At 51.9% G+C, this 19,216-nt stretch carries 19 protein-coding genes; 10 read left to right on the top strand and 9 right to left on the bottom strand.

The window, feature by feature from the left end; translation table 11 throughout:
- Nucleotides 1-10: 10 nt before the first annotated feature.
- From ugpA to ugpQ, 4 genes are read left to right on the top strand one after another with little or no spacing between them, the layout of a single operon-like run.
- On the top strand, nucleotides 11-898 hold the full coding sequence (gene ugpA, locus OGV85_RS11905; protein WP_032937238.1) for a sn-glycerol-3-phosphate ABC transporter permease UgpA: 888 nt from the start codon (nucleotides 11-13) through the stop codon (nucleotides 896-898).
- Complete coding sequence (ugpE, locus tag OGV85_RS11910) at nucleotides 895-1,740, top strand: sn-glycerol-3-phosphate ABC transporter permease UgpE (protein WP_003023450.1); 846 nt, start codon at nucleotides 895-897, stop codon at nucleotides 1,738-1,740. The genes ugpA and ugpE overlap by 4 nt, the downstream gene beginning before the upstream one ends.
- Nucleotides 1,741-1,742: 2 nt before the next feature.
- On the top strand, nucleotides 1,743-2,813 hold the full coding sequence (locus tag OGV85_RS11915; protein ID WP_003837845.1) for a sn-glycerol-3-phosphate import ATP-binding protein UgpC: 1,071 nt from the start codon (nucleotides 1,743-1,745) through the stop codon (nucleotides 2,811-2,813).
- On the top strand, nucleotides 2,810-3,553 hold the full coding sequence (gene ugpQ / locus OGV85_RS11920) for a glycerophosphodiester phosphodiesterase (RefSeq protein WP_057063378.1): 744 nt from the start codon (nucleotides 2,810-2,812) through the stop codon (nucleotides 3,551-3,553). The genes OGV85_RS11915 and ugpQ overlap by 4 nt, the downstream gene beginning before the upstream one ends.
- Here the strand turns inward: ugpQ and OGV85_RS11925 are convergent.
- A complete protein-coding gene (locus OGV85_RS11925) occupies nucleotides 3,550-3,990 on the bottom strand; it encodes a DUF2756 family protein (RefSeq protein WP_061547463.1) in 441 nt (146 codons plus the stop codon). The genes ugpQ and OGV85_RS11925 overlap by 4 nt on opposite strands.
- A 118-nt stretch (nucleotides 3,991-4,108) precedes the next feature.
- Between OGV85_RS11925 and ggt the strand changes: the two genes are divergently transcribed.
- Nucleotides 4,109-5,854: a gamma-glutamyltransferase gene (gene ggt, locus OGV85_RS11930; protein WP_003023458.1), complete on the top strand. Its 1,746-nt coding sequence runs from the start codon at nucleotides 4,109-4,111 to the stop codon at nucleotides 5,852-5,854.
- 44 nt (nucleotides 5,855-5,898) lie between these two features.
- Here the strand turns inward: ggt and OGV85_RS11935 are convergent, their stop codons facing one another.
- From OGV85_RS11935 to yhhY, 6 genes are all read right to left on the bottom strand, one after another.
- Nucleotides 5,899-6,933, bottom strand: coding sequence for a phosphotriesterase family protein (locus tag OGV85_RS11935; protein WP_061547464.1), 1,035 nt, complete (start codon nucleotides 6,931-6,933; stop codon nucleotides 5,899-5,901).
- On the bottom strand, nucleotides 6,930-7,901 hold the full coding sequence (locus OGV85_RS11940; RefSeq protein WP_003023463.1) for a DMT family transporter: 972 nt from the start codon (nucleotides 7,899-7,901) through the stop codon (nucleotides 6,930-6,932). The genes OGV85_RS11935 and OGV85_RS11940 overlap by 4 nt, the downstream gene beginning before the upstream one ends.
- Nucleotides 7,902-7,954: 53 nt before the next feature.
- On the bottom strand, nucleotides 7,955-8,716 hold the full coding sequence (locus OGV85_RS11945) for a glutamine amidotransferase (protein WP_003023464.1): 762 nt from the start codon (nucleotides 8,714-8,716) through the stop codon (nucleotides 7,955-7,957).
- Between the two features lie 15 nt (nucleotides 8,717-8,731).
- Nucleotides 8,732-9,946 (bottom strand): PfkB family carbohydrate kinase, encoded by a 1,215-nt coding sequence (locus OGV85_RS11950; protein WP_003023466.1) that lies wholly within the window; start codon nucleotides 9,944-9,946, stop codon nucleotides 8,732-8,734.
- A 322-nt stretch (nucleotides 9,947-10,268) separates the two neighbouring features.
- Nucleotides 10,269-11,153, bottom strand: coding sequence for a hypothetical protein (locus OGV85_RS11955; RefSeq protein WP_061547465.1), 885 nt, complete (start codon nucleotides 11,151-11,153; stop codon nucleotides 10,269-10,271).
- Nucleotides 11,154-11,199: 46 nt separating this feature from the next.
- Nucleotides 11,200-11,688 carry an N-acetyltransferase gene (gene yhhY / locus OGV85_RS11960; RefSeq protein WP_003023469.1) on the bottom strand — a complete coding sequence of 163 codons (489 nt, stop codon included), beginning with the start codon at nucleotides 11,686-11,688 and terminating at the stop codon, nucleotides 11,200-11,202.
- Nucleotides 11,689-12,104: 416 nt separating this feature from the next.
- On the opposite strand from yhhY, the gene OGV85_RS11965 reads away from it, so the two are divergent.
- The 5 genes from OGV85_RS11965 (at nucleotide 12,105) to gntU (ending at nucleotide 17,098) form a co-directional block, all read left to right on the top strand.
- Nucleotides 12,105-13,142 (top strand): oxidoreductase, encoded by a 1,038-nt coding sequence (locus OGV85_RS11965; protein ID WP_003837856.1) that lies wholly within the window; start codon nucleotides 12,105-12,107, stop codon nucleotides 13,140-13,142.
- Nucleotides 13,143-13,265: 123 nt separating this feature from the next.
- The gene (yhhW, locus tag OGV85_RS11970; RefSeq protein ID WP_046671274.1) at nucleotides 13,266-13,961 is read left to right on the top strand and encodes a quercetin 2,3-dioxygenase; all 696 of its coding nucleotides are present in this window, start codon (nucleotides 13,266-13,268) and stop codon (nucleotides 13,959-13,961) included.
- Between the two features lie 129 nt (nucleotides 13,962-14,090).
- On the top strand, nucleotides 14,091-15,086 hold the full coding sequence (gene gntR, locus OGV85_RS11975; RefSeq protein ID WP_003023473.1) for a gluconate operon transcriptional repressor GntR: 996 nt from the start codon (nucleotides 14,091-14,093) through the stop codon (nucleotides 15,084-15,086).
- Nucleotides 15,087-15,227: 141 nt separating this feature from the next.
- Complete coding sequence (gene gntK, locus OGV85_RS11980) at nucleotides 15,228-15,758, top strand: gluconokinase (RefSeq protein ID WP_003023475.1); 531 nt, start codon at nucleotides 15,228-15,230, stop codon at nucleotides 15,756-15,758.
- Entirely contained in the window at nucleotides 15,758-17,098 is a 1,341-nt protein-coding gene (gntU, locus tag OGV85_RS11985; RefSeq protein WP_003023477.1) for a gluconate transporter, read from the top strand. The genes gntK and gntU overlap by 1 nt, the downstream gene beginning before the upstream one ends.
- Before the next feature lie 95 nt (nucleotides 17,099-17,193).
- On the opposite strand, the gene OGV85_RS11990 is transcribed toward gntU, so the two are convergent.
- A complete protein-coding gene (locus OGV85_RS11990; protein WP_003023478.1) occupies nucleotides 17,194-17,640 on the bottom strand; it encodes a lipoate--protein ligase family protein in 447 nt (148 codons plus the stop codon).
- A gap of 878 nt (nucleotides 17,641-18,518) precedes the next feature.
- Complete coding sequence (gene yhgN / locus OGV85_RS11995) at nucleotides 18,519-19,112, bottom strand: NAAT family transporter YhgN (protein WP_003023480.1); 594 nt, start codon at nucleotides 19,110-19,112, stop codon at nucleotides 18,519-18,521.
- Nucleotides 19,113-19,216: the final 104 nt, after the last annotated feature.

A 19,216-nucleotide genomic window follows, 5' to 3' on the forward strand; every position in this document is an offset into this window, starting at 1 on the left:
TCAAACTTCCATGTCCTCATCCCGTCCGGTGTTCCGTTCGCGCTGGCTTCCCTATTTACTGGTGGCTCCGCAGCTGGTTATCACCGTTATTTTCTTTATCTGGCCTGCCGGTGAAGCGCTGTGGTACTCGCTACAATCCGTTGATCCGTTTGGTCTTTCCAGCCAGTTTGTCGGACTGGAAAACTTTGTCGCGCTGTTTCATGACCCGTACTACCTCGACTCATTCTGGACCACCATTAAGTTCAGTACGTTAGTCACGCTAAGCGGTCTGCTGGTGTCGTTATTTTTTGCGGCGTTGGTGAATTACGTGGTGCGCGGCAGCCGTTTTTACCAAACGCTAATGCTGTTGCCTTACGCCGTTGCGCCCGCCGTTGCCGCCGTATTGTGGATCTTCCTGTTTAACCCAGGGCGCGGGCTGATTACCCATTTTCTCGGTGAGTTTGGCTATGACTGGAACCATGCGCAAAACAGCGGTCAGGCAATGTTCCTGGTGGTGTTTGCGTCGGTCTGGAAGCAGATTAGTTACAACTTCCTGTTCTTCTTTGCCGCACTGCAGTCTATTCCTCGCTCGCTGATCGAAGCCGCCGCGATTGACGGTGCGGGGCCGGTTCGCCGCTTCTTTAAACTGGCGCTGCCGCTTATTGCCCCGGTGAGCTTCTTCCTGCTGGTGGTGAATCTGGTGTATGCCTTCTTTGACACCTTCCCGGTGATTGATGCTGCCACTGCAGGCGGGCCGGTACAGGCGACCACGACGCTGATTTATAAGATCTATCGCGAAGGTTTTGTCGGGCTGGATCTGGCTTCTTCCGCTGCACAATCGGTGGTGCTGATGTTCCTGGTCATTATTTTGACGGTGGTGCAGTTCCGCTATGTGGAAAGTAAGGTGCGTTACCAATGATTGAGAACCGTCGTGGGCTGACAATATTCAGCCATGCCATGTTGATTATGGGGATCATGGTGATCCTGTTTCCGTTGTACGTCGCGTTTGTCGCGGCGACGCTGGACAACAAAGCGGTGTTTGAGACGCCGATGACGCTGGTTCCCGGCACGCAGCTGCTGGAAAACATGAAATACATCTGGGTCAACGGCGTGGGCGTCAACAGCGCGCCGTTCTGGCTGATGATGCTCAACAGTTTCATCATGGCGTTCAGCATTACGGTAGGGAAAATTACCGTATCTATGCTCTCCGCATTCGCCATCGTCTGGTTCCGCTTTCCGCTGCGCAACCTGTTCTTCTGGATGATTTTTATTACCCTGATGCTACCGGTTGAGGTGCGTATTTTCCCGACGGTAGAAGTGATCGCCAACCTGAAGATGCTCGACAGCTATGCGGGTCTGACGCTGCCGTTGATGGCATCTGCGACAGCGACTTTCCTGTTCCGTCAGTTCTTTATGACCCTGCCGGATGAACTGGTTGAGGCGGCGCGTATTGACGGCGCGTCACCAATGCGTTTTTTCCGCGATATCGTACTACCGTTGTCAAAAACCAATCTGGCGGCGCTATTCGTGATCACCTTTATCTACGGCTGGAACCAGTATCTGTGGCCGTTGTTAATTATTACCGACGTCAATTTGGGCACTGCGGTGGCGGGTATCAAAGGCATGATTGCCACCGGTGAAGGCACCACGCAGTGGAACCAGGTAATGGCCGCCATGCTGCTGACGCTCATCCCTCCGGTAATCATCGTGTTAGCCATGCAGCGTGCCTTCGTACGTGGCCTGGTCGATAGTGAGAAATAAAAATGGCTGGTTTAAAACTACAGGCAGTAACCAAAAGCTGGGACGGCAAAACCCAGGTGATTAAACCGTTGACGCTGGACGTCGCGGACGGGGAATTTATTGTGATGGTTGGGCCATCCGGCTGCGGTAAGTCTACGCTGCTGCGGATGGTGGCCGGGCTTGAACGGGTAAGCGGCGGCGATATCTGGATTGATAATAAACGCGTCACCGAGATGGAGCCGAAGGATCGCGGCATTGCGATGGTCTTTCAAAACTATGCTCTCTACCCGCATATGAGCGTGGAAGAAAACATGGCCTGGGGGCTGAAAATCCGCGGGATGGGCAAGGAACACATTGCTGAGCGGGTAAAAGAGGCGGCACGTATTCTCGAGCTGGGTGAGCTGCTCAAACGTCGTCCGCGCGAACTTTCCGGCGGCCAGCGCCAGCGCGTAGCGATGGGACGAGCGATTGTACGTGACCCGGCGGTATTCCTGTTCGATGAGCCGCTTTCTAACCTTGATGCCAAGCTGCGCGTACAGATGCGTCTGGAGTTACAACATTTGCATCGCCGACTGAAAACCACCTCGCTGTACGTGACGCACGATCAGGTTGAAGCGATGACCCTCGCCCAACGGGTAATGGTAATGAACAAAGGTATTGCCGAGCAAATCGGTACCCCAGTTGAGGTGTATGAAAAACCCGCCAGCCGCTTTGTGGCGAGCTTTATCGGCAGCCCGGCGATGAATCTGCTCGATGGGCGCATCAGCGCTACGGGTACCCATTTTGAGCTGGAGGGCGGCATGACGTTGCCCATTGGCAGAAGCGCCAGGGAGTGTATTGGGCGTAACATGACGCTGGGTATCCGCCCGGAGCATATTGCGCTAAGCTCGCAGGCCGAAGGCGGCGTGCCGCTGGTCGTCGACACGCTGGAAATGCTGGGTGCGGATAATCTGGCACATGGACGTTGGGGTGAGCAAAAGCTGGTGGTGCGGTTGGCGCATCAGCATCGCCCGACGGCAGGCAGTACGCTGTGGCTGCATCTGCCAGAACATCATCTGCATCTTTTTGATGGCGAAACAGGACAACGCGTATGAATAACTGGCCTTACCCCCATATTGTCGCCCATCGCGGCGGCGGTAAGTTAGCCCCGGAAAATACCCTGGCGGCGATCGACGTGGGGGCGCGATACGGGCATACCATGATTGAGTTTGACGCTAAATTGTCGAAAGACGGTGAGATCTTCTTACTGCATGACGACAACCTGGAACGCACCAGCAACGGCTGGGGCGTGGCTGGCGAATTGAACTGGCAGGATCTATTGCGCGTGGACGCCGGCGGCTGGTTTAGCGGTGAGTTTAAAGGCGAACCGTTGCCGCTGCTCTCGCAAGTTGCTGAGCGCTGTCGCCAGCACGGCATGATGGCAAATATTGAGATCAAACCCACCACCGGGACGGGGGCGCTCACCGGGAAGGTCGTGGCGCTGGCCGCGCGTGAATTGTGGGCGGGAATGACGCCACCACTGTTGTCATCCTTTGAAATTGATGCGCTAGAAGCGGCGCAGCAGGCGGTGCCTGAACTGCCGAGAGGTTTGCTGCTGGATGAATGGCGCGAGGACTGGCGTGAGCTGACCACGCGGCTTGGCTGCGTCTCTATTCATCTTAATCATAAGCTGCTGGATGAGGCGCGCGTGGATGCGCTGCGCGATGCGGGGCTACGTATTCTGGTGTATACCGTCAACCGACCCCAGCGCGCGGCGGAACTGCTGCGCTGGGGGGTGGACTGCATCTGTACCGATGCCATTGATACGATTGGTCCGGATTTCCAACCCTGTTAAGGCCCAATCGTTTTTAACGGAACGTTAGGCTGCGGCGTGCTGGAGGGCTTCAGCATGTCGCCGTTCTTTTTCTCCGACAGCATATGTTGCTTATTGAGCGAGCTGTCCGGATTACGGGTTCCACTCAACATCCCACCGTTACTGTTAGGCAGCATTTGCTGCTGTCCAGGATTCAACTCGCCCGGCTGAGACTGCAGCACGCGCTGGGTGTTCGTGTTGATTTGGTTTTCCATATGCTGTTGCTGCATGCGCGTCTGCGTTTGCAACTGCTGGTTGAGCATCCCTTTCTGCTGAATCTGCTGTGATTGCATTTGGGTTTGCATACGCTGCTGGCTCGGGATCTGATAACTGGGTTGATTCGGGTTATTCATGGTGTTGATGGGCTGTGCAAAGCCTGCAAACGGCAAGAGCATGGCTAAAAGTAAGAGTCGTTTCATCGCTTTTCTCCTCTCGGGGATCATTTAAGTTTACTCCTTTCTCGCCGTTACGATGATTATTTCAGAGTTATGCACCAGGCTTAGTGGGGGCAGACCCCCGTACATCTGGAGAATAACGATGATAAAACCGACGTTTTTACGCCGGGTAGCCATTGCTGCTCTGCTCTCAGGAAGTTGTTTTAGCGTTGCTGCCGCGCCGGCTGCGCCACCGCCGGTATCCTACGGTGTCGAGGAAGATGTGTTCCATCCCGTTCGCGCGCAACAGGGGATGGTGGCTTCCGTAGATGCTTTAGCCACCCAGGTTGGGGTGGATATTCTGAAACAGGGCGGGAATGCCGTTGATGCCGCTGTAGCCGTTGGCTACGCGCTGGCGGTGACGCATCCGCAGGCGGGCAATCTGGGCGGTGGCGGGTTTATGCTGCTGCGTACCAAAGACGGTAACACCACGGCGATCGATTTTCGTGAAATGGCTCCCGCTGGCGCGACCCGCGACATGTTCCTCGATGAACAGGGCAACGCCGATGCGAAAAAGTCACTAACGTCGCATCTGGCATCCGGTACGCCGGGTACCGTGGCGGGTTTCTCGCTGGCGCTGGAGAAATACGGCACGATGCCGCTGAACAAAGTCGTGCGCCCGGCGATGAAGCTGGCGGAAGAAGGCTTTGTGGTTAACGACGCGCTGGCCGACGATCTGAAAACCTATGGCAGCGAAGTGCTCCCTAATCACGAGAACAGCAAAGCCATTTTCTGGAAAGACGGCGAGCCGCTGAAAAAGGGCGACAAGCTGGTGCAAACGAACCTGGCGAAAAGCCTGGAGATGATTGCCGAGAACGGTCCGGATGCGTTTTATAAAGGGGCAATTGCCGAACAGATAGCTGGGGAAATGCAGAAAAACGGCGGGTTGATGACCAAAGAGGATTTAGCCAGCTATAAAGCCGTGGAGCGTACGCCGATTAGCGGCGACTATCGCGGGTATCAGGTCTTCTCGATGCCACCGCCGTCCTCTGGCGGTATTCACATTGTGCAGATCCTCAATATTCTCGAAAACTTCGATATGAAGAAGTACGGGTTTGGCAGCGCTGATGCCATGCAGGTAATGGCTGAAGCGGAGAAATATGCCTACGCCGACCGCTCGGAGTATCTGGGCGACCCGGATTTTGTGAAAGTACCGTGGCAGGCGCTGACCAATAAAGCCTATGCCAAATCGCTTGCCGATCAAATTGATATCAACAAGGCTAAGCCTTCCAGCCAGATCAAACCTGGCAAGCTCGCGCCGTATGAAAGCAATCAGACCACCCATTTCTCGGTGGTGGATAAAGACGGTAATGCCGTGGCGGTGACGTATACCCTGAACACCACCTTCGGCACCGGGATTGTGGCGGGTAACACCGGCATTCTGCTTAATAACGAAATGGACGATTTCTCCGCCAAACCGGGCGTGCCGAACGTTTATGGGCTGGTGGGTGGCGATGCTAACGCGGTTGGGCCGAAGAAGCGTCCGCTGTCATCAATGTCGCCGACTATCGTGGTAAAAGACGGGAAAACCTGGCTGGTTACCGGCAGCCCTGGCGGGAGCCGAATCATCACCACCGTGCTGCAAATGGTAGTCAACAGCATTGATTTTGGAATGAACGTCGCCGAAGCGACCAACGCGCCGCGCTTCCATCATCAGTGGTTGCCCGATGAACTGCGCGTTGAGAAAGGGTTTAGCCCGGACACCATTAAGCTGCTGGAGCAGAAAGGGCAGAAAGTCGCGCTGAAGGAAGCGATGGGCAGCACGCAGAGCATTATGGTAGGACCGGATGGTGCACTGTATGGCGCATCTGACCCGCGTTCCGTGGATGATTTAACGGCGGGATACTGATTTTTGATTAATAGCCCGGTGTCAGGCACCGGGCGTTTTGTTGGCTATGCCGTGAGCAACCTCGCTGGGTTATCAATACAGAGCCTGCGTAGAGTATCGTTGTCTACTCCACGGGCGGCCAGATAGGCGAGGAAAACATTCGGGACAAATCCCCAACCGTTCCCCCCATTTTTTGCCCACATCTGTTTGAGAAAAACATCATGGCTTAAAACTATCTGATCGGCGTAACCCAATTCAATCAGATGTGCTACCGCATCTGCGGTTTCCTGAACGCCTGGGGCGATACCTTCTTTTGGGAAAGTGATGTCCAGGCCAATCATGTCAAATTCAAGCCATACGCCGCGATCGAGCATTTTTCGTTGATAGGCAACATCTTTTCCCGAAGGATCTGAATGCGCCAGCGAGACTTTTGCCGGAGAGACGTTCATCTCTTCAAGGACAATATCCAGCACCTCATCACCCAGCCGCAGCCACCCTGGCATATGGATATTCATCGCAGTATGAAGATTATTACGTTGTGCCAGAGAAGCCGCTCGCAGACTGTTGCGTTCCGCCTGCGTAAAAGCGGGTGATACGCCAATTTCACCTATCATGCCGGCGCGAATATCCGTCTCGCCTATCCCCTGATTCAGTTCCTTATCAATAAGTGAGGCTAACAACTCGACAGGTTTGTGGATCCTGGCACTTTCAAACTTCTCCAGATAAGGTCCTGATGAAGCTACGATGTTCAAACCGGTTTTTAATGCCACTTCTCGCAATGACAAGACATCTCGACCGATAGATTCAGAACCTGTCGCGTCGACAATCGTCCTGCCTCCCAGTGACATAAAGTTGTTGATTTCAAAGATGACATCATCAATTTCCTTTCTGTCCATGTTATCGGCGCAGCAGTAGGGATCATGTTTCAATCCCCACTGCAGATCAGCGCTGACCTTTTTCCCCACGAGTTGCTGTGAGAATTCATAATGCGGTTCGTCAACAACCGATGATAAATCGTTAAACAGATGCTCATGCGGTAGCGTCAGACCCATATCCGTGTGCGCCACTGGGCCTGTCACGGTTTGCAGGAAACCTTTCATCCTGACACCTCCATTTTTTGCGCCATTTTGGATGCTCTGTATTCGGGGATGGTGGTAACAATTGCGCCTATTAGCGCAAACAGCGTCCCAATGATCGTGACCAGATAGACCGTATTACCCAGTGACGGGATAAGTTCATCAATCAACACTGAGCCAAGCAATTGACCCGCGGTAGAAGCAACACCGAGCATCAACAGCCCTAAGCCTCTGACCAGAATCGCCATCAGCCCGATGGACAGCAGACCCAGCGGGCCACCGAGATACATCCACCACGTATCGGGTAACTGGACGGTGACATGACCTAATGCGACACGTATCGCCAGCGCAGCGCCCAGCACACAAAAGCCGACGATGAAGTTCCAGGTAATGGAAACCAGCATAGAGCCCGTTGCCTCGGCAACTTTGGCATTTCCAGCGGGCTGCCAGCCAGCGAGTAATCCTGCCAAAAATGGAAGGATAGCGAGCAGGATAAAGGAGGTTGAATGCCACTGTGGTGACACGACAAAAATCGTGGCAATAACAGCGAACAATGCGCCAGTAACGCGCCATGGCGTGAAGTATTTCTTCTCGTCCACACCGACACCAAAACGGTCGCACAGCAGGCCGGAAAGGAGGAGGGCGGAAATTAATGCAGTTTGAAACGTGGCAACGCCCAACGCGCTGGCTGATGCCCCTTCCGAAAATACAACCATCGCCCCGCATAATCCGGCAAACCAATTCCACAAAGGGATTTTCCGCGTTTTTATCAGAGCTGGGATCGACGCGAATTGCTGGCGTGTTTCTTTGCGCGCAATAATAATAAAAAACATGACGACCAGACCACTGGCGAACGAGATTACTGCGCAAGCATTTCCATCCTGCAACCAGTGTCCCAATTGCCCATTAACGGCAGACTGCATAGGGGAAAGCATACCGGCTAAGATAGTTGCAAGCATCAGTAAGGGGGTTGAGTACTTATTCTTGTTCATACATCAATCCTTATATTTTATAAAAGGAGTAACTTTCGTTACTCCATTGTTTTTTATTTTCTGGCGATGAATTGAAGCGTGTTAACCCACAGGTCGGTATAAAACGACCAGGACATAAATTGCTGTGTTCCCCAGTGCGGCGAACAGTCGCTCATGAAGCAGGCGGTTTTACCCTGTTGGTATTCACCAAACACTAACAGCGGGTCATTATTTATTGTTAAGACAACATCGGCATCTTCTCTAGAGACAACCTGGTTATATCCAAGAAATGCCGGGTAGTCGGTGAATCCGTTAACGACAGGATGTTCAGGGGAAATAGCCTCAGCGTAGATACCTTCTGGTTTTTCTACCCGGTCATCGCCGTCAAGCATAATAACTGGCAAAACCTCGGCAAGAATGGTGTTCTTGTAATTAGCTTTTGCCTCAATACCCATAAATGACAGATAGCCGCCAATCATGAGCAGTCCACCACCATTTTTGACATACTCTTTAATTGATTCCAGAGCATTGGGCTTTATTTTTAGCTGATAGAACGTCTCGTTTTGCAACAGAAACGTATTGCTGCCGATATCGCTAATGACAATGACATCGTAACGGTTTAGCTCATCAATGCTTTCTGGAAATGCGATTTGCACGGTGTGAGCAGGCATGTAATCAACTTCTACTCCGCCTTTCTTTAAGCATTCCAGTAACCATGTGGCACCCTCTTCATATTTACTGGAGGTAAAACTGTCATAGCCTTTTGAATGGATCATGTGAATATGCCAGGATTCTCCAATAAAGAGCACCTTTAGTTTTTTCTGTGTATTATTCATAGTCTGCTCCTTGATTTAGTGAGTCGAGATAGTTTGTTTGTAATGCGAACCTTGAATGCGATGAAGAACGGATTCGTTTTCTGGCATGTCAGAGGCATTGGGTGTTTCAACAGCAAGCGAGGCGAATGCACTGGCGTAGCACAATGCAGATGCCAGTGATTTTCCTTTAGCAAGGCCAGATGCGAGTGCACCATTGAAGGCATCACCCGCTCCTGCGGTATTTTTTACAACTGCCGGGAATGCCGGAGAATAGATGAATTGTGTTCCGTCATAAGCGAGGGAGCCTTTGCTCCCTAGGGTGATAATGGTATTTTTGACGCCTTTCTGATGAATAATCTTTGCCGCACTTTTTGCCGACTCAATATCATTGACGGACATGTTTGCCAACAGACCCGCTTCGGTTTCATTTGGCGTGATATAATCAATATTATCAATAATGGTATTGACCATTTCATTGTATGGTGCTGGATTTATAATGACAGGGATATCATTTTTCTGTGCGAGACGAATGGTTTGGTGAAGCGCTTCGTAATTTGTCTCCAGTTGTACGAGAACAATATCTGAATGAACGATGGCTTCTTTTTGTATGGTGATTTCATCAGGGGAAATTGTCATGTTAGCACCGGGGTAGATAGCGATGACGTTATCCCCGGTATCTCCATTCACCATAATAGTAGCTGTACCTGTTTGTGTTTCTTTGGTCTGATAGATAACGCTTTTATGGATTTTTGATGAGTTTATAAAATTAATGGCGTAATCACTGAAATGGTCTGACCCTACTTTAGTAATAAAATGCACATCAGAATCGGCATAGCTTGCAGCTAATGCCTGATTGCATCCTTTACCTCCGGGCGAAAAAATAAATTTATCGGCAAGTAATGATTCGCCTGTCGAGGGGAGCCTCGGTAGGTAACTGATAATATCAACATTGAACGAGCCAATAACACATACATTATTCTTCATGGCAGAGAGACCTTTTTTTATTTTCTGCGCTGATTCATATTTTTCCAGCACATAAGCAATTTCGTTTTTTGCAACGTTATCAAGAGAGTCAAGGGTAATAAATGCACCACCATGACAGCGAGTGAGATATCCCTGTCCGGCAAGTTCATTGAGATCTGAGCGAATAGTTTCCTTTGTTACCTTGAGACTTTTCGCCAGATTTGAAACTTTTACAACTCCCGAAATACTGATTTCTTTCAATATTCTATGATGGCGTTCAAATTTCATTTTTTACCTCACCGTGGTTAAGTTAGTCCCAGGGGAAGTATATTGTTGTGATTGTCACCATAAAGTGATGGCAGAAACCAAAAAAAAACAAAAATGTAATATTAATATTATTAAAGTTAAGATAAATAGCGATGAAGATAGTAAGTAAAATAACCATATGATTCAGGTGGTTGTTACGCCTGAAGATGACGGCGGAGGCGATGGACTGCAATCAACAACTTTATGCCAGGATTGGATGGCAATTCCGCTTTTGCATGTAACGACGGGGAAATTAAGGATAATGACCTACAGCCTTCTGAACGTTGCAGGTCTTATTAGTTCCTTAAGGAACATACTGTTGCAGTGATTCAGACCAGTGAAATATTTGGCTGCTTTTATCCTGCAGGTTCACGACCTCTAAATCATAAAATCCCTGCGTCTTTGCCGACCGCAATTTCAGGATGTACTTACTCTCGCTGATGTCGTGCTGTCTTGTGCCGTCTTTATTCCAGTCTCCGGCGATATCCGAATAGTAATAAACAAGGTCAGAAAACACGTTGATTATCTTGCTGTCTTTGATGGTGTAGAGTTCCAGCACTTCATAAAACGCCCCGCCGCCGGAGTAGGCATCGGAGTAGCCACCGCGCACCCCGAACGCCAGAGTATCGGGAGCGATCCGGTACGGTGCCAGATCCAATTTTGTATAATAAGCCAGCGGTCTGACGGACTCATCATCGCTCTCTTTCTCGGCAGCTTTATTCCACGCTGAGATCTGGTTTAATGGTTTTTCCGAGCGGGCAATCGGCTGCAGCTGTTGGTTCTGCCAGGAGAAAACGCCGAGATATAATTTATTGGCGCGTCCGTTGTTGTAGTTTTCCGGACAGGTGTTATCCGCGTACTTTTTTGCCTGCCCGGCATCGGCCTGATTGTCAGCAAAACAGGCGACGCCAATGTATTTCCCGTCTTTTCTCCAGGCTTTGGCGCCAGTGAGGATCAGATTATTAGGATTTTCGTTCGGCGCAACCCAGCCAATCCACTGGTTCTCTGATAATCCCTGTGGAAGTTCACCAAATCCTTTCGCAGGTGTTGCCCCTGCCATTTGCTCAGCAAAAATCTGTTTACCTTCAGTATGTTGGATAGCGCCGGGTACGGCATCGAGATTTTGTACGGTAGTGGCAAAAGCTGGGGAGAGCGAGGCCAGTAAAACCAGGGGAACAAACTTTTTCACTATTGCGTCCTTTCAATAAACAGGGCGATAAGACTCGCCCTTAAATTTATTTCACGCGTGCCATAAAATACGCATCCACGTACTCGCCGTTGCGCAGGCCGTATTTCTTACCTGTCCCTTCGATCTCAAAGCCATGCTTTTTATAGACCGCAACAGCAGGTTCGTTATCAACAAACACCGTTAACTCGATACGGTCGACGCGCAGCCAGTTGTCGCACATGTCGATCATCGTACGGAGAAGCGCGCTGGCAACGCCGCGATTCTGCCAGCGGGCATCAACGCAGATACCAAAATCGGCGACATGGCTGCGGCGGGGGCGCTGCGCGACCTCAATACAGAGATGTCCGACGACGATATCATCAATGCACGCGACCAGTTGTTTGATTCCGACCCGTTCGGTTAGTCGCTCTTGCCACATCTCCATGGAAGGATGAGGAACCTGTAGCGTGTTGTGATACACCTCTGGCTGGGCATGGATCTGACGAATTGCGTCGTAATCTTTCGGTTCAGCGTGGCGTATCACTATCTCACTCATTCCTTATCTCCTTCAGGGTTAATTGAGTCTTTACCCTCGCTGAGAAAGAAAATTCCGTCAACTGCATTTTTTTGCAAAAAGAAGTAGACAAGTGCGAATGAGAATGATTATTATTGCTCTGCGTTCAGGGGAACCCCTACGGAGAACCTGAAAGCACGACATTGCTCACATTGCTTCCAGTATTACTTTAGCCAGCTTTTGCTGGCTTTTTTTTTGGGGTTTTGTTTCAGCCTGGCTTACTTGTCATTTTGTCCCCGGGATGATGCCGGATGGCGCTTGCGCTTATCCGGCCTACGGCTGAGACCTGGGTTTTGTAGGCCGGATAAGACAACGCCGCATCCGGCAAAGAATCCAACATTCAGTCTCCAGCCGCTTTGCGCTATGGTGTAGACAATCACCTTCAAAAGGACTGTCTCATGACTTTACACTGCGCATTTATTGGTTTTGGTAAAAGTACCACTCGCTACCATTTGCCGTACGTCCTCAACCGCAAAAATAGCTGGCATGTCGCGCACATTTTCCGCCGTAACGCCAGGCCGGAAGAGCAGGCGCCGCAGTATTCACATATTCACTTCACCAGCGACCTCGACGAGATCTTAAACGATCCGCAGGTGAAGTTAGTGATCGTTTGTACCCATGCTGACAGCCATTTTGACTACGCCAAACGTGCGCTGGAGGCGGGTAAAAACGTGCTGGTTGAGAAACCGTTCACGCCGACGCTGGCAGAAGCAAAAGTGCTGTTCGAACTGGCGCAAAGCAAAGGGCTGACCGTTACGCCGTATCAGAATCGTCGTTTTGATTCCTGCTTCCTTACCGCCAAAAAGGCGATTGAGAGCGGCAAGCTCGGCGAAATTGTTGAGGTTGAAAGCCATTTCGATTACTACCGTCCCGAGGCGGAAACTAAGCCGGGACTGCCGCAGGACGGCGCATTTTATGGCCTGGGCGTACACACCATGGATCAGATTATCTCGTTGTTCGGACGCCCCGATCATGTGGCCTATGACATCCGCAGCCTGCGTAATAAAGCGAACCCGGACGATACCTTTGAAGCGCAGCTGTTTTACGGCGACCTGAAGGCTATCGTCAAAACCAGCCACCTGGTAAAAATCGACTATCCGAAGTTTATCGTTCATGGCACCAAAGGCTCGTTTGTGAAGTACGGCATCGACCAGCAGGAAACCAGTCTGAAGGCCAATATCATGCCGGGTGAGCCAGGTTTCGCTGCTGATGATTCCATCGGAATGCTGGAGTATGTCAACGATGACGGCATCACAGTAAAAGAAGAGGTGAAGCCGGAGGTGGGGGATTACGGTCGCGTCTATGATGCGCTGTACCAGACGCTGACCGCCGGTACGCCTAATTACGTCAAGGAATCTGAAGTTCTAACCAACCTGGAGATCCTCGAACGCGCCTTCGAACAGGCATCTCCGGCGACGATAACCCTCGCCAAATAGCCTGCACAGACTCCTCTGGGTTTATTCATATTTTTTGAACAGAGGAGTCAATTTTCACCCTCTATGATCCCAGGCGGATTGAGTCCACACTTACTCCATCGAAAACATCTGGGGGTGAACACAATGATCTATTTACGCAAAGCTAACGACCGCGGTCATGCGAATCATGGCTGGCTCGATTCCTGGCATACCTTCTCTTTTGCCAACTACTATGACCCGAACTTTATGGGGTTCTCGGCACTGCGCGTGATTAACGATGACGTGATTGACGCAGGCCAGGGCTTTGGCACTCACCCCCATAAAGACATGGAAATCCTGACCTACGTGCTGGAAGGCGCGGTGGAACATCAGGACAGCATGGGCAACAAAGAGCAGGTGCCGGCCGGAGAGTTTCAGATTATGAGCGCCGGGACGGGGATCCGTCACTCGGAGTACAACCCGAGTAATACTGAGAAGCTGCATCTGTATCAGATCTGGATCATGCCGCAGGAAAACGGTATTACGCCGCGCTATGAACAGCGCCGTTTCGATGCCGCTCAGGGTAAACAACTGGTGCTGTCGCCTGATGCCCGCGATGGCTCACTGAAAGTGTACCAGGATATGGAGCTGTACCGTTGGGCGCTGGTCAAAGATGAGCAGTCGGTACATCAGATTGCCGCTGAACGTCGCATCTGGATCCAGGTCGTTAAAGGCAACGTCACCATTAACGGAACCAAAGCGACCACCAGCGACGGTCTGGCAATCTGGGATGAACAGGCAATTTCTATTCATGCCGACAGCGACAGCGAAGTGTTACTGTTTGATCTGCCGCCTGTCTAACGTGCTGGAACCTGATGTAGGCCGGATAAGACGCGAAAGCGTCGACATCCGGCTTTTCATCGTTTGTCATTAATTCCATGCGTCCGTGGTAAACTGGGGGAATCTATCCCTTTTTAACGCTTCAGGACGATGAAAAAGAAAAGACCCGTACTTCAGGATGTAGCCGACCGCGTGGGCGTGACTAAAATGACGGTCAGTCGCTTTTTGCGTAACCCGGAGCAGGTCTCCGTGGCGCTGCGGGGCAAAATTGCCGCTGCACTTGATGAGCTGGGTTATATTCCCAATCGCGCTCCTGATATCCTTTCTAACGCCACCAGCCGCGCTATCGGCGTGTTGTTACCGTCTCTCACTAACCAGGTTTTTGCTGAAGTGTTACGCGGCATTGAGGCCGTCACCGACGCCCATGGTTATCAAACTATGCTTGCGCACTACGGCTATAAGCCAGAGATGGAACAAGAGCGCCTGGAATCGATGCTGTCGTGGAATATCGATGGCCTGATCCTCACCGAACGTAGCCATACGCCTCGTACGCTGAAAATGATTGAGGTCGCCGGTATCCCGGTGGTTGAGCTGATGGACAGCCAGTCCCCGTGTCTGGATATCGCCGTCGGTTTCGACAACTTTGAAGCCGCGCGCCAGATGACTGCCGCTATCATCGCCCGCGGGCACCGTCATGTTGCCTATCTTGGCGCACGTCTTGATGAACGTACTATCATCAAACAGAGGGGCTACGAGCAGGCAATGCGCGATGCCAACCTGGTGCCGTACAGCGTGATGGTGGAACAGTCTTCTTCCTACTCCTCCGGTATTGAACTCATCCGTCAGGCGCGGCGCGAATACCCGCAGCTCGACGGCATTTTCTGTACCAACGATGACCTGGCGGTAGGGGCGGCCTTCGAATGCCAGCGTTTAGGGCTAAAAATCCCGGATGACATGGCGATTGCCGGATTCCACGGTCACGACATCGGACAGGTGATGGAGCCGCGTCTGGCGAGCGTGCTCACGCCGCGTGAACGCATGGGCAGCATTGGTGCTGAACGCCTGCTGGCGCGCATCCGTGGTGAAGCAGTCACACCTAAAATGTTAGATTTAGGTTTCACCTTGTCACCGGGCGGATCTATTTAAGCCAACAAGTTTGAAGTAGCTCACACTTATACACTTCGAGCACGAATGGATATTGCTTCTCTATTTATCCGGCTGGACAATGTTACCGATAACAGTTACCCGTAACAATTTCCAGATTCTTGTACCAGTGGGGGCAACGCTTTGAGCACGACTAATCATGATCACCACGTTTACGTTCTGATGGGCGTATCGGGCAGCGGTAAATCTGCTGTCGCCAGCGAAGTGGCGCATCAACTGCAGGCCGCGTTTCTTGATGGCGATTTTCTCCATCCGCGCAGCAACATCATGAAAATGGCTTCTGGTGAGCCACTCAACGATGATGACCGTAAACCGTGGTTACAGGCGCTGAATGACGCCGCCTTTGCGATGCAGCGTACCAACAAGGTTTCGCTGATCGTCTGTTCCGCTCTGAAAAAAGTCTATCGCGACCAGCTGCGCGACGGTAACCCGAACCTCTCTTTCATCTATCTGAAAGGGGATTTTGACGTTATCGAAAGCCGTCTGAAAGCGCGTAAAGGCCACTTCTTCAAAACGCAGATGCTGGTGACCCAGTTTGAAGCGCTGGAAGAACCAGGTGCGAATGAAAACGATGTACTGGTGGTCGATATCGATCAACCACTGGACGGTGTGGTCGCCAGCACCATTGAGGTTATTAACCAGGGCAGTAAGTAGTGAGTACATTAACGCTTGTTTTAACAGCAGTAGGGTCCGTTTTATTACTGCTGTTTTTAGTGATGAAGGCGCGTATGCACGCCTTCCTTGCTTTGATGGTGGTGTCTATTGGTGCAGGTCTCTTTTCCGGTATGCCGCTCGATAAAATCGCCGCGACTATGGAAAAAGGGATGGGAGGCACGCTCGGTTTCCTGGCGATTGTTGTGGCGTTGGGGGCGATGTTCGGCAAGATTTTGCATGAGACCGGCGCAGTCGATCAAATTGCCGTCAAAATGCTGAAATCCTTCGGCCACAGCCGCGCACATTACGCGATTGGCCTGGCCGGTCTGATTTGCGCGCTTCCGCTGTTCTTTGAGGTGGCGATTGTGCTGCTGATTAGCGTAGCGTTCTCGATGGCGCGTCACACCGGTACCAACCTGGTTAAATTAGTCATTCCGTTGTTTGCAGGCGTAGCGGCGGCTGCGGCGTTTTTACTGCCGGGGCCAGCGCCGATGTTGCTGGCTTCGCAGATGCACGCTGACTTTGGCTGGATGATCCTGATTGGCCTGTGTGCCGCGATTCCGGGCATGATTATCGCCGGGCCGCTGTGGGGTAATTTCATCAGCCGTTACGTTGAGCTGAACATTCCTGATGACATTACCGAGCCGCATCTGGGCGAAGGTAAAATGCCGTCCTTCGGCTTTAGCTTGTCGCTGATCCTGCTGCCGCTGGTATTGGTTGGTCTGAAAACCATCGCCGCGCGCTTTGTGCCGGTTGGTTCTTCAACTTACGAATGGTTTGAGTTTATCGGCCACCCGTTTACCGCGATTCTGGTTGCCTGTCTGGTGGCGATTTATGGTCTGGCGATTCGCCAGGGTATGCCAAAAGACAAAGTGATGGAGATCTGCGGTCATGCGCTGCAACCGGCGGGGATTATCCTGCTGGTGATCGGTGCAGGTGGCGTGTTTAAACAAGTGCTGGTTGATTCCGGCGTCGGTCCGGCGCTGGGCGAAGCGTTAACCGGAATGGGTCTGCCGATTGCCATTACCTGCTTCGTGCTGGCGGCAGCGGTGCGTATCATTCAGGGTTCTGCGACCGTGGCGTGCTTAACGGCGGTCGGTCTGGTGATGCCGGTGATTGAACAGCTAAACTTCTCCGGCGCACAGATGGCGGCACTGTCTATTTGTATCGCAGGCGGCTCGATCGTGGTCAGCCACGTTAACGACGCCGGTTTCTGGTTGTTCGGTAAATTTACCGGCGCAACGGAAGCACAAACGTTGAAGACCTGGACGATGATGGAAACCATCCTCGGTACGGTTGGCGCAATTGTCGGTATGATTGCCTTCCAGCTGTTGAGCTGAGTCTTGTTGCCCGGTGGCGCTTGCGCTTACCGGGCCTGGAAATGAGCACACATCCACATCGTAGGCCGGGTAAGCGCAAGCGTCACCCGGCTTTTTTACAGCACCATCACCCCATCCTCGGTTTTCAACCAACGCGGCGCTTTCAGCGTGTCGGCGAAATAGCCCACCAAATCCTGCAGCAAATCACCCGCTACTCGCTCCATATCATCAGAAAGCGTTTTGCTCATCAGTAAATGCGTCAAAAGCTGGCAGTAACGCCCCATCTGGTCTGTCTCAGGCTCGAAAAGGGGAAAACGGGTCGGGAATGTTTCTACCGTCAGACTGGCCTGCAGATGCTGCGGTACAGGCTCCGTTAAGGTCGGTTGCAATAACGCGAGACAGGCCGACAGACGTGCACAAATCGCCAGTTTTTCAACCGGGTCATGGCATTCAACCAGCCCTTCGACAAAACGCTCGCAGTTATCCGCCAGTTCGGTGAAGTCCGTGGCATGGCTAAAGGGCAGGGTAAATAAAGAGTGTGAAAAGAGAGGGGTAGTCGCCATAGGGCAGCCTCCAGTATGTTTTATTTAAACCACCACCGGAGAGGCTAATCTCGCGGGTGGCAGAATCGAGCGGAGTTAGCCTTACCGGTCATACTGGATACCGGCGCGTCTTGCGACGCCCCCGCTCGACCCGCCATTGAGACGAAATCGGTCGCACGACATAGAAGTATATGTCGCCAGTATGATTTTCAGAAGGCTAATTCTGGCACCTGATTTTGCAGGTGCAGCGAGAAGATAAGGCTTATCCACGATGCTGACAAGAGGGCATTCCGGAAGGCGCTTCGCAGAAATGAAAATACGTTATATCAGCGACTTAAAAGCATAAGGAATACCTGAAATTACAGCGCAATGCCGTTCAGTTAAGCATGTAGGGTGAACATGTGATTATTGCTCAGGTTTCCGTTCACCTCAGTGGTGTCATTTCTTTGAAGCGCTGATACCCGTGAACGTGCAAGGGAGGCTCACCGCCGCCTCCCTTGCAACCCAGGCTCCCGGCGGGAAAATCGTCGCTGCGCGAGTTATTCGTCTTATTCCGTCTGCCTGTCGGGTCGGGGCCGAGCCTGCGTCCCTGCAGGCCGTCCCCTCTGCCCGCATCCCTGCGGGCAGACCCGGTCAGCCGTCAACGCCTCATCGATTTTCCTGCCGGAGAGCCGGGATTGTTAAGGGGGCTGCGTAGCCCCCTTAACACGTTCACCGATGAAGAAACTCCAGAGAAGCAACGAACATAACGTGAACGGAACCGTTCTCTGAAATGCCATGTTCTTCCAGTTTCAACACCATTGCTCGGTGGCGCTATGCTTACCGGGCCTACAAATGAGCACACATCCACATCGTAGGCCGGGTAAGGCGAAGCCGCCACCCGGCGTGAAACGAGTACATCACCCCTTCATCCACATCCGTACGCCGTCGAGGAACATCTGGGTGGCCATCATCACCAGAATCAGCCCCATCAGGCGCTCCAGCGCGTTCACCCCTTTTTCCCCCAGCAGACGCAAAAACAGCGACGACTGCAGCAGAATCACAAACGTACCGCCCCAGGCGATCAGCAGGGCGATTACCAGATGCCCCATCTGATTAGGATACTGATGCGACAACAGCATTAGTGAAGCCAGGATTGTTGGACCCGCTACCAGCGGGATCGCCAGCGGAACGATAAACGGCTCTTCACCCGCCGGAAGCCCGGTGCTATTCCCGGTGGCGCTGGGGAAAATCATCTTAATGGCGATCAGGAACAAAATGATGCCCCCGGAGATAGAAACGGTTTCCGCGCGCAGGTTAAGAAATGCCAGAATTTTCTCGCCCGCAAACAGGAATATCAGCATCACCAACAGCGCAATGAACAGCTCGCGAATCATAATCGCGCGGCGGCGTTTTGGTTCGGTATGTTTCAATACGGACATGAAAATGGGCAGATTTCCGAGTGGATCCATAATCAGGATCAATAAAACTGCCGCTGAAATGATTTCATTCATAACTCAAATTCCCTGATAATTACCACGGACTTTCTGCTTGCTTGCGCAGCGGGATAAGTCGCATTACTGATGGCTTCGCTATCATTGATTAATTTCACTTGCGA

Source organism: Citrobacter sp. Cf132, assembly GCF_030333885.1.
Taxonomy (GTDB): domain Bacteria; phylum Pseudomonadota; class Gammaproteobacteria; order Enterobacterales; family Enterobacteriaceae; genus Citrobacter; species Citrobacter freundii.

What these genes read in the sequence shown, in the direction of transcription:
- ugpA (WP_032937238.1), top strand. Translation starts at nt 11, where the DNA reads ATGTCCTCATCCCGTCCGGTGTTCCGTTCGCGCTGGCTTCCCTATTTA.
- ugpE (WP_003023450.1), top strand. Translation starts at nt 895, where the DNA reads ATGATTGAGAACCGTCGTGGGCTGACAATATTCAGCCATGCCATGTTG.
- OGV85_RS11915 (WP_003837845.1), top strand. Translation starts at nt 1,743, where the DNA reads ATGGCTGGTTTAAAACTACAGGCAGTAACCAAAAGCTGGGACGGCAAA.
- ugpQ (WP_057063378.1), top strand. Translation starts at nt 2,810, where the DNA reads ATGAATAACTGGCCTTACCCCCATATTGTCGCCCATCGCGGCGGCGGT.
- OGV85_RS11925 (WP_061547463.1), bottom strand. Translation starts at nt 3,990, where the DNA reads ATGAAACGACTCTTACTTTTAGCCATGCTCTTGCCGTTTGCAGGCTTT.
- ggt (WP_003023458.1), top strand. Translation starts at nt 4,109, where the DNA reads ATGATAAAACCGACGTTTTTACGCCGGGTAGCCATTGCTGCTCTGCTC.
- OGV85_RS11935 (WP_061547464.1), bottom strand. Translation starts at nt 6,933, where the DNA reads ATGAAAGGTTTCCTGCAAACCGTGACAGGCCCAGTGGCGCACACGGAT.
- OGV85_RS11940 (WP_003023463.1), bottom strand. Translation starts at nt 7,901, where the DNA reads ATGAACAAGAATAAGTACTCAACCCCCTTACTGATGCTTGCAACTATC.
- OGV85_RS11945 (WP_003023464.1), bottom strand. Translation starts at nt 8,716, where the DNA reads ATGAATAATACACAGAAAAAACTAAAGGTGCTCTTTATTGGAGAATCC.
- OGV85_RS11950 (WP_003023466.1), bottom strand. Translation starts at nt 9,946, where the DNA reads ATGAAATTTGAACGCCATCATAGAATATTGAAAGAAATCAGTATTTCG.
- yhhY (WP_003023469.1), bottom strand. Translation starts at nt 11,688, where the DNA reads ATGAGTGAGATAGTGATACGCCACGCTGAACCGAAAGATTACGACGCA.
- OGV85_RS11965 (WP_003837856.1), top strand. Translation starts at nt 12,105, where the DNA reads ATGACTTTACACTGCGCATTTATTGGTTTTGGTAAAAGTACCACTCGC.
- yhhW (WP_046671274.1), top strand. Translation starts at nt 13,266, where the DNA reads ATGATCTATTTACGCAAAGCTAACGACCGCGGTCATGCGAATCATGGC.
- gntR (WP_003023473.1), top strand. Translation starts at nt 14,091, where the DNA reads ATGAAAAAGAAAAGACCCGTACTTCAGGATGTAGCCGACCGCGTGGGC.
- OGV85_RS11990 (WP_003023478.1), bottom strand. Translation starts at nt 17,640, where the DNA reads ATGGCGACTACCCCTCTCTTTTCACACTCTTTATTTACCCTGCCCTTT.
- yhgN (WP_003023480.1), bottom strand. Translation starts at nt 19,112, where the DNA reads ATGAATGAAATCATTTCAGCGGCAGTTTTATTGATCCTGATTATGGAT.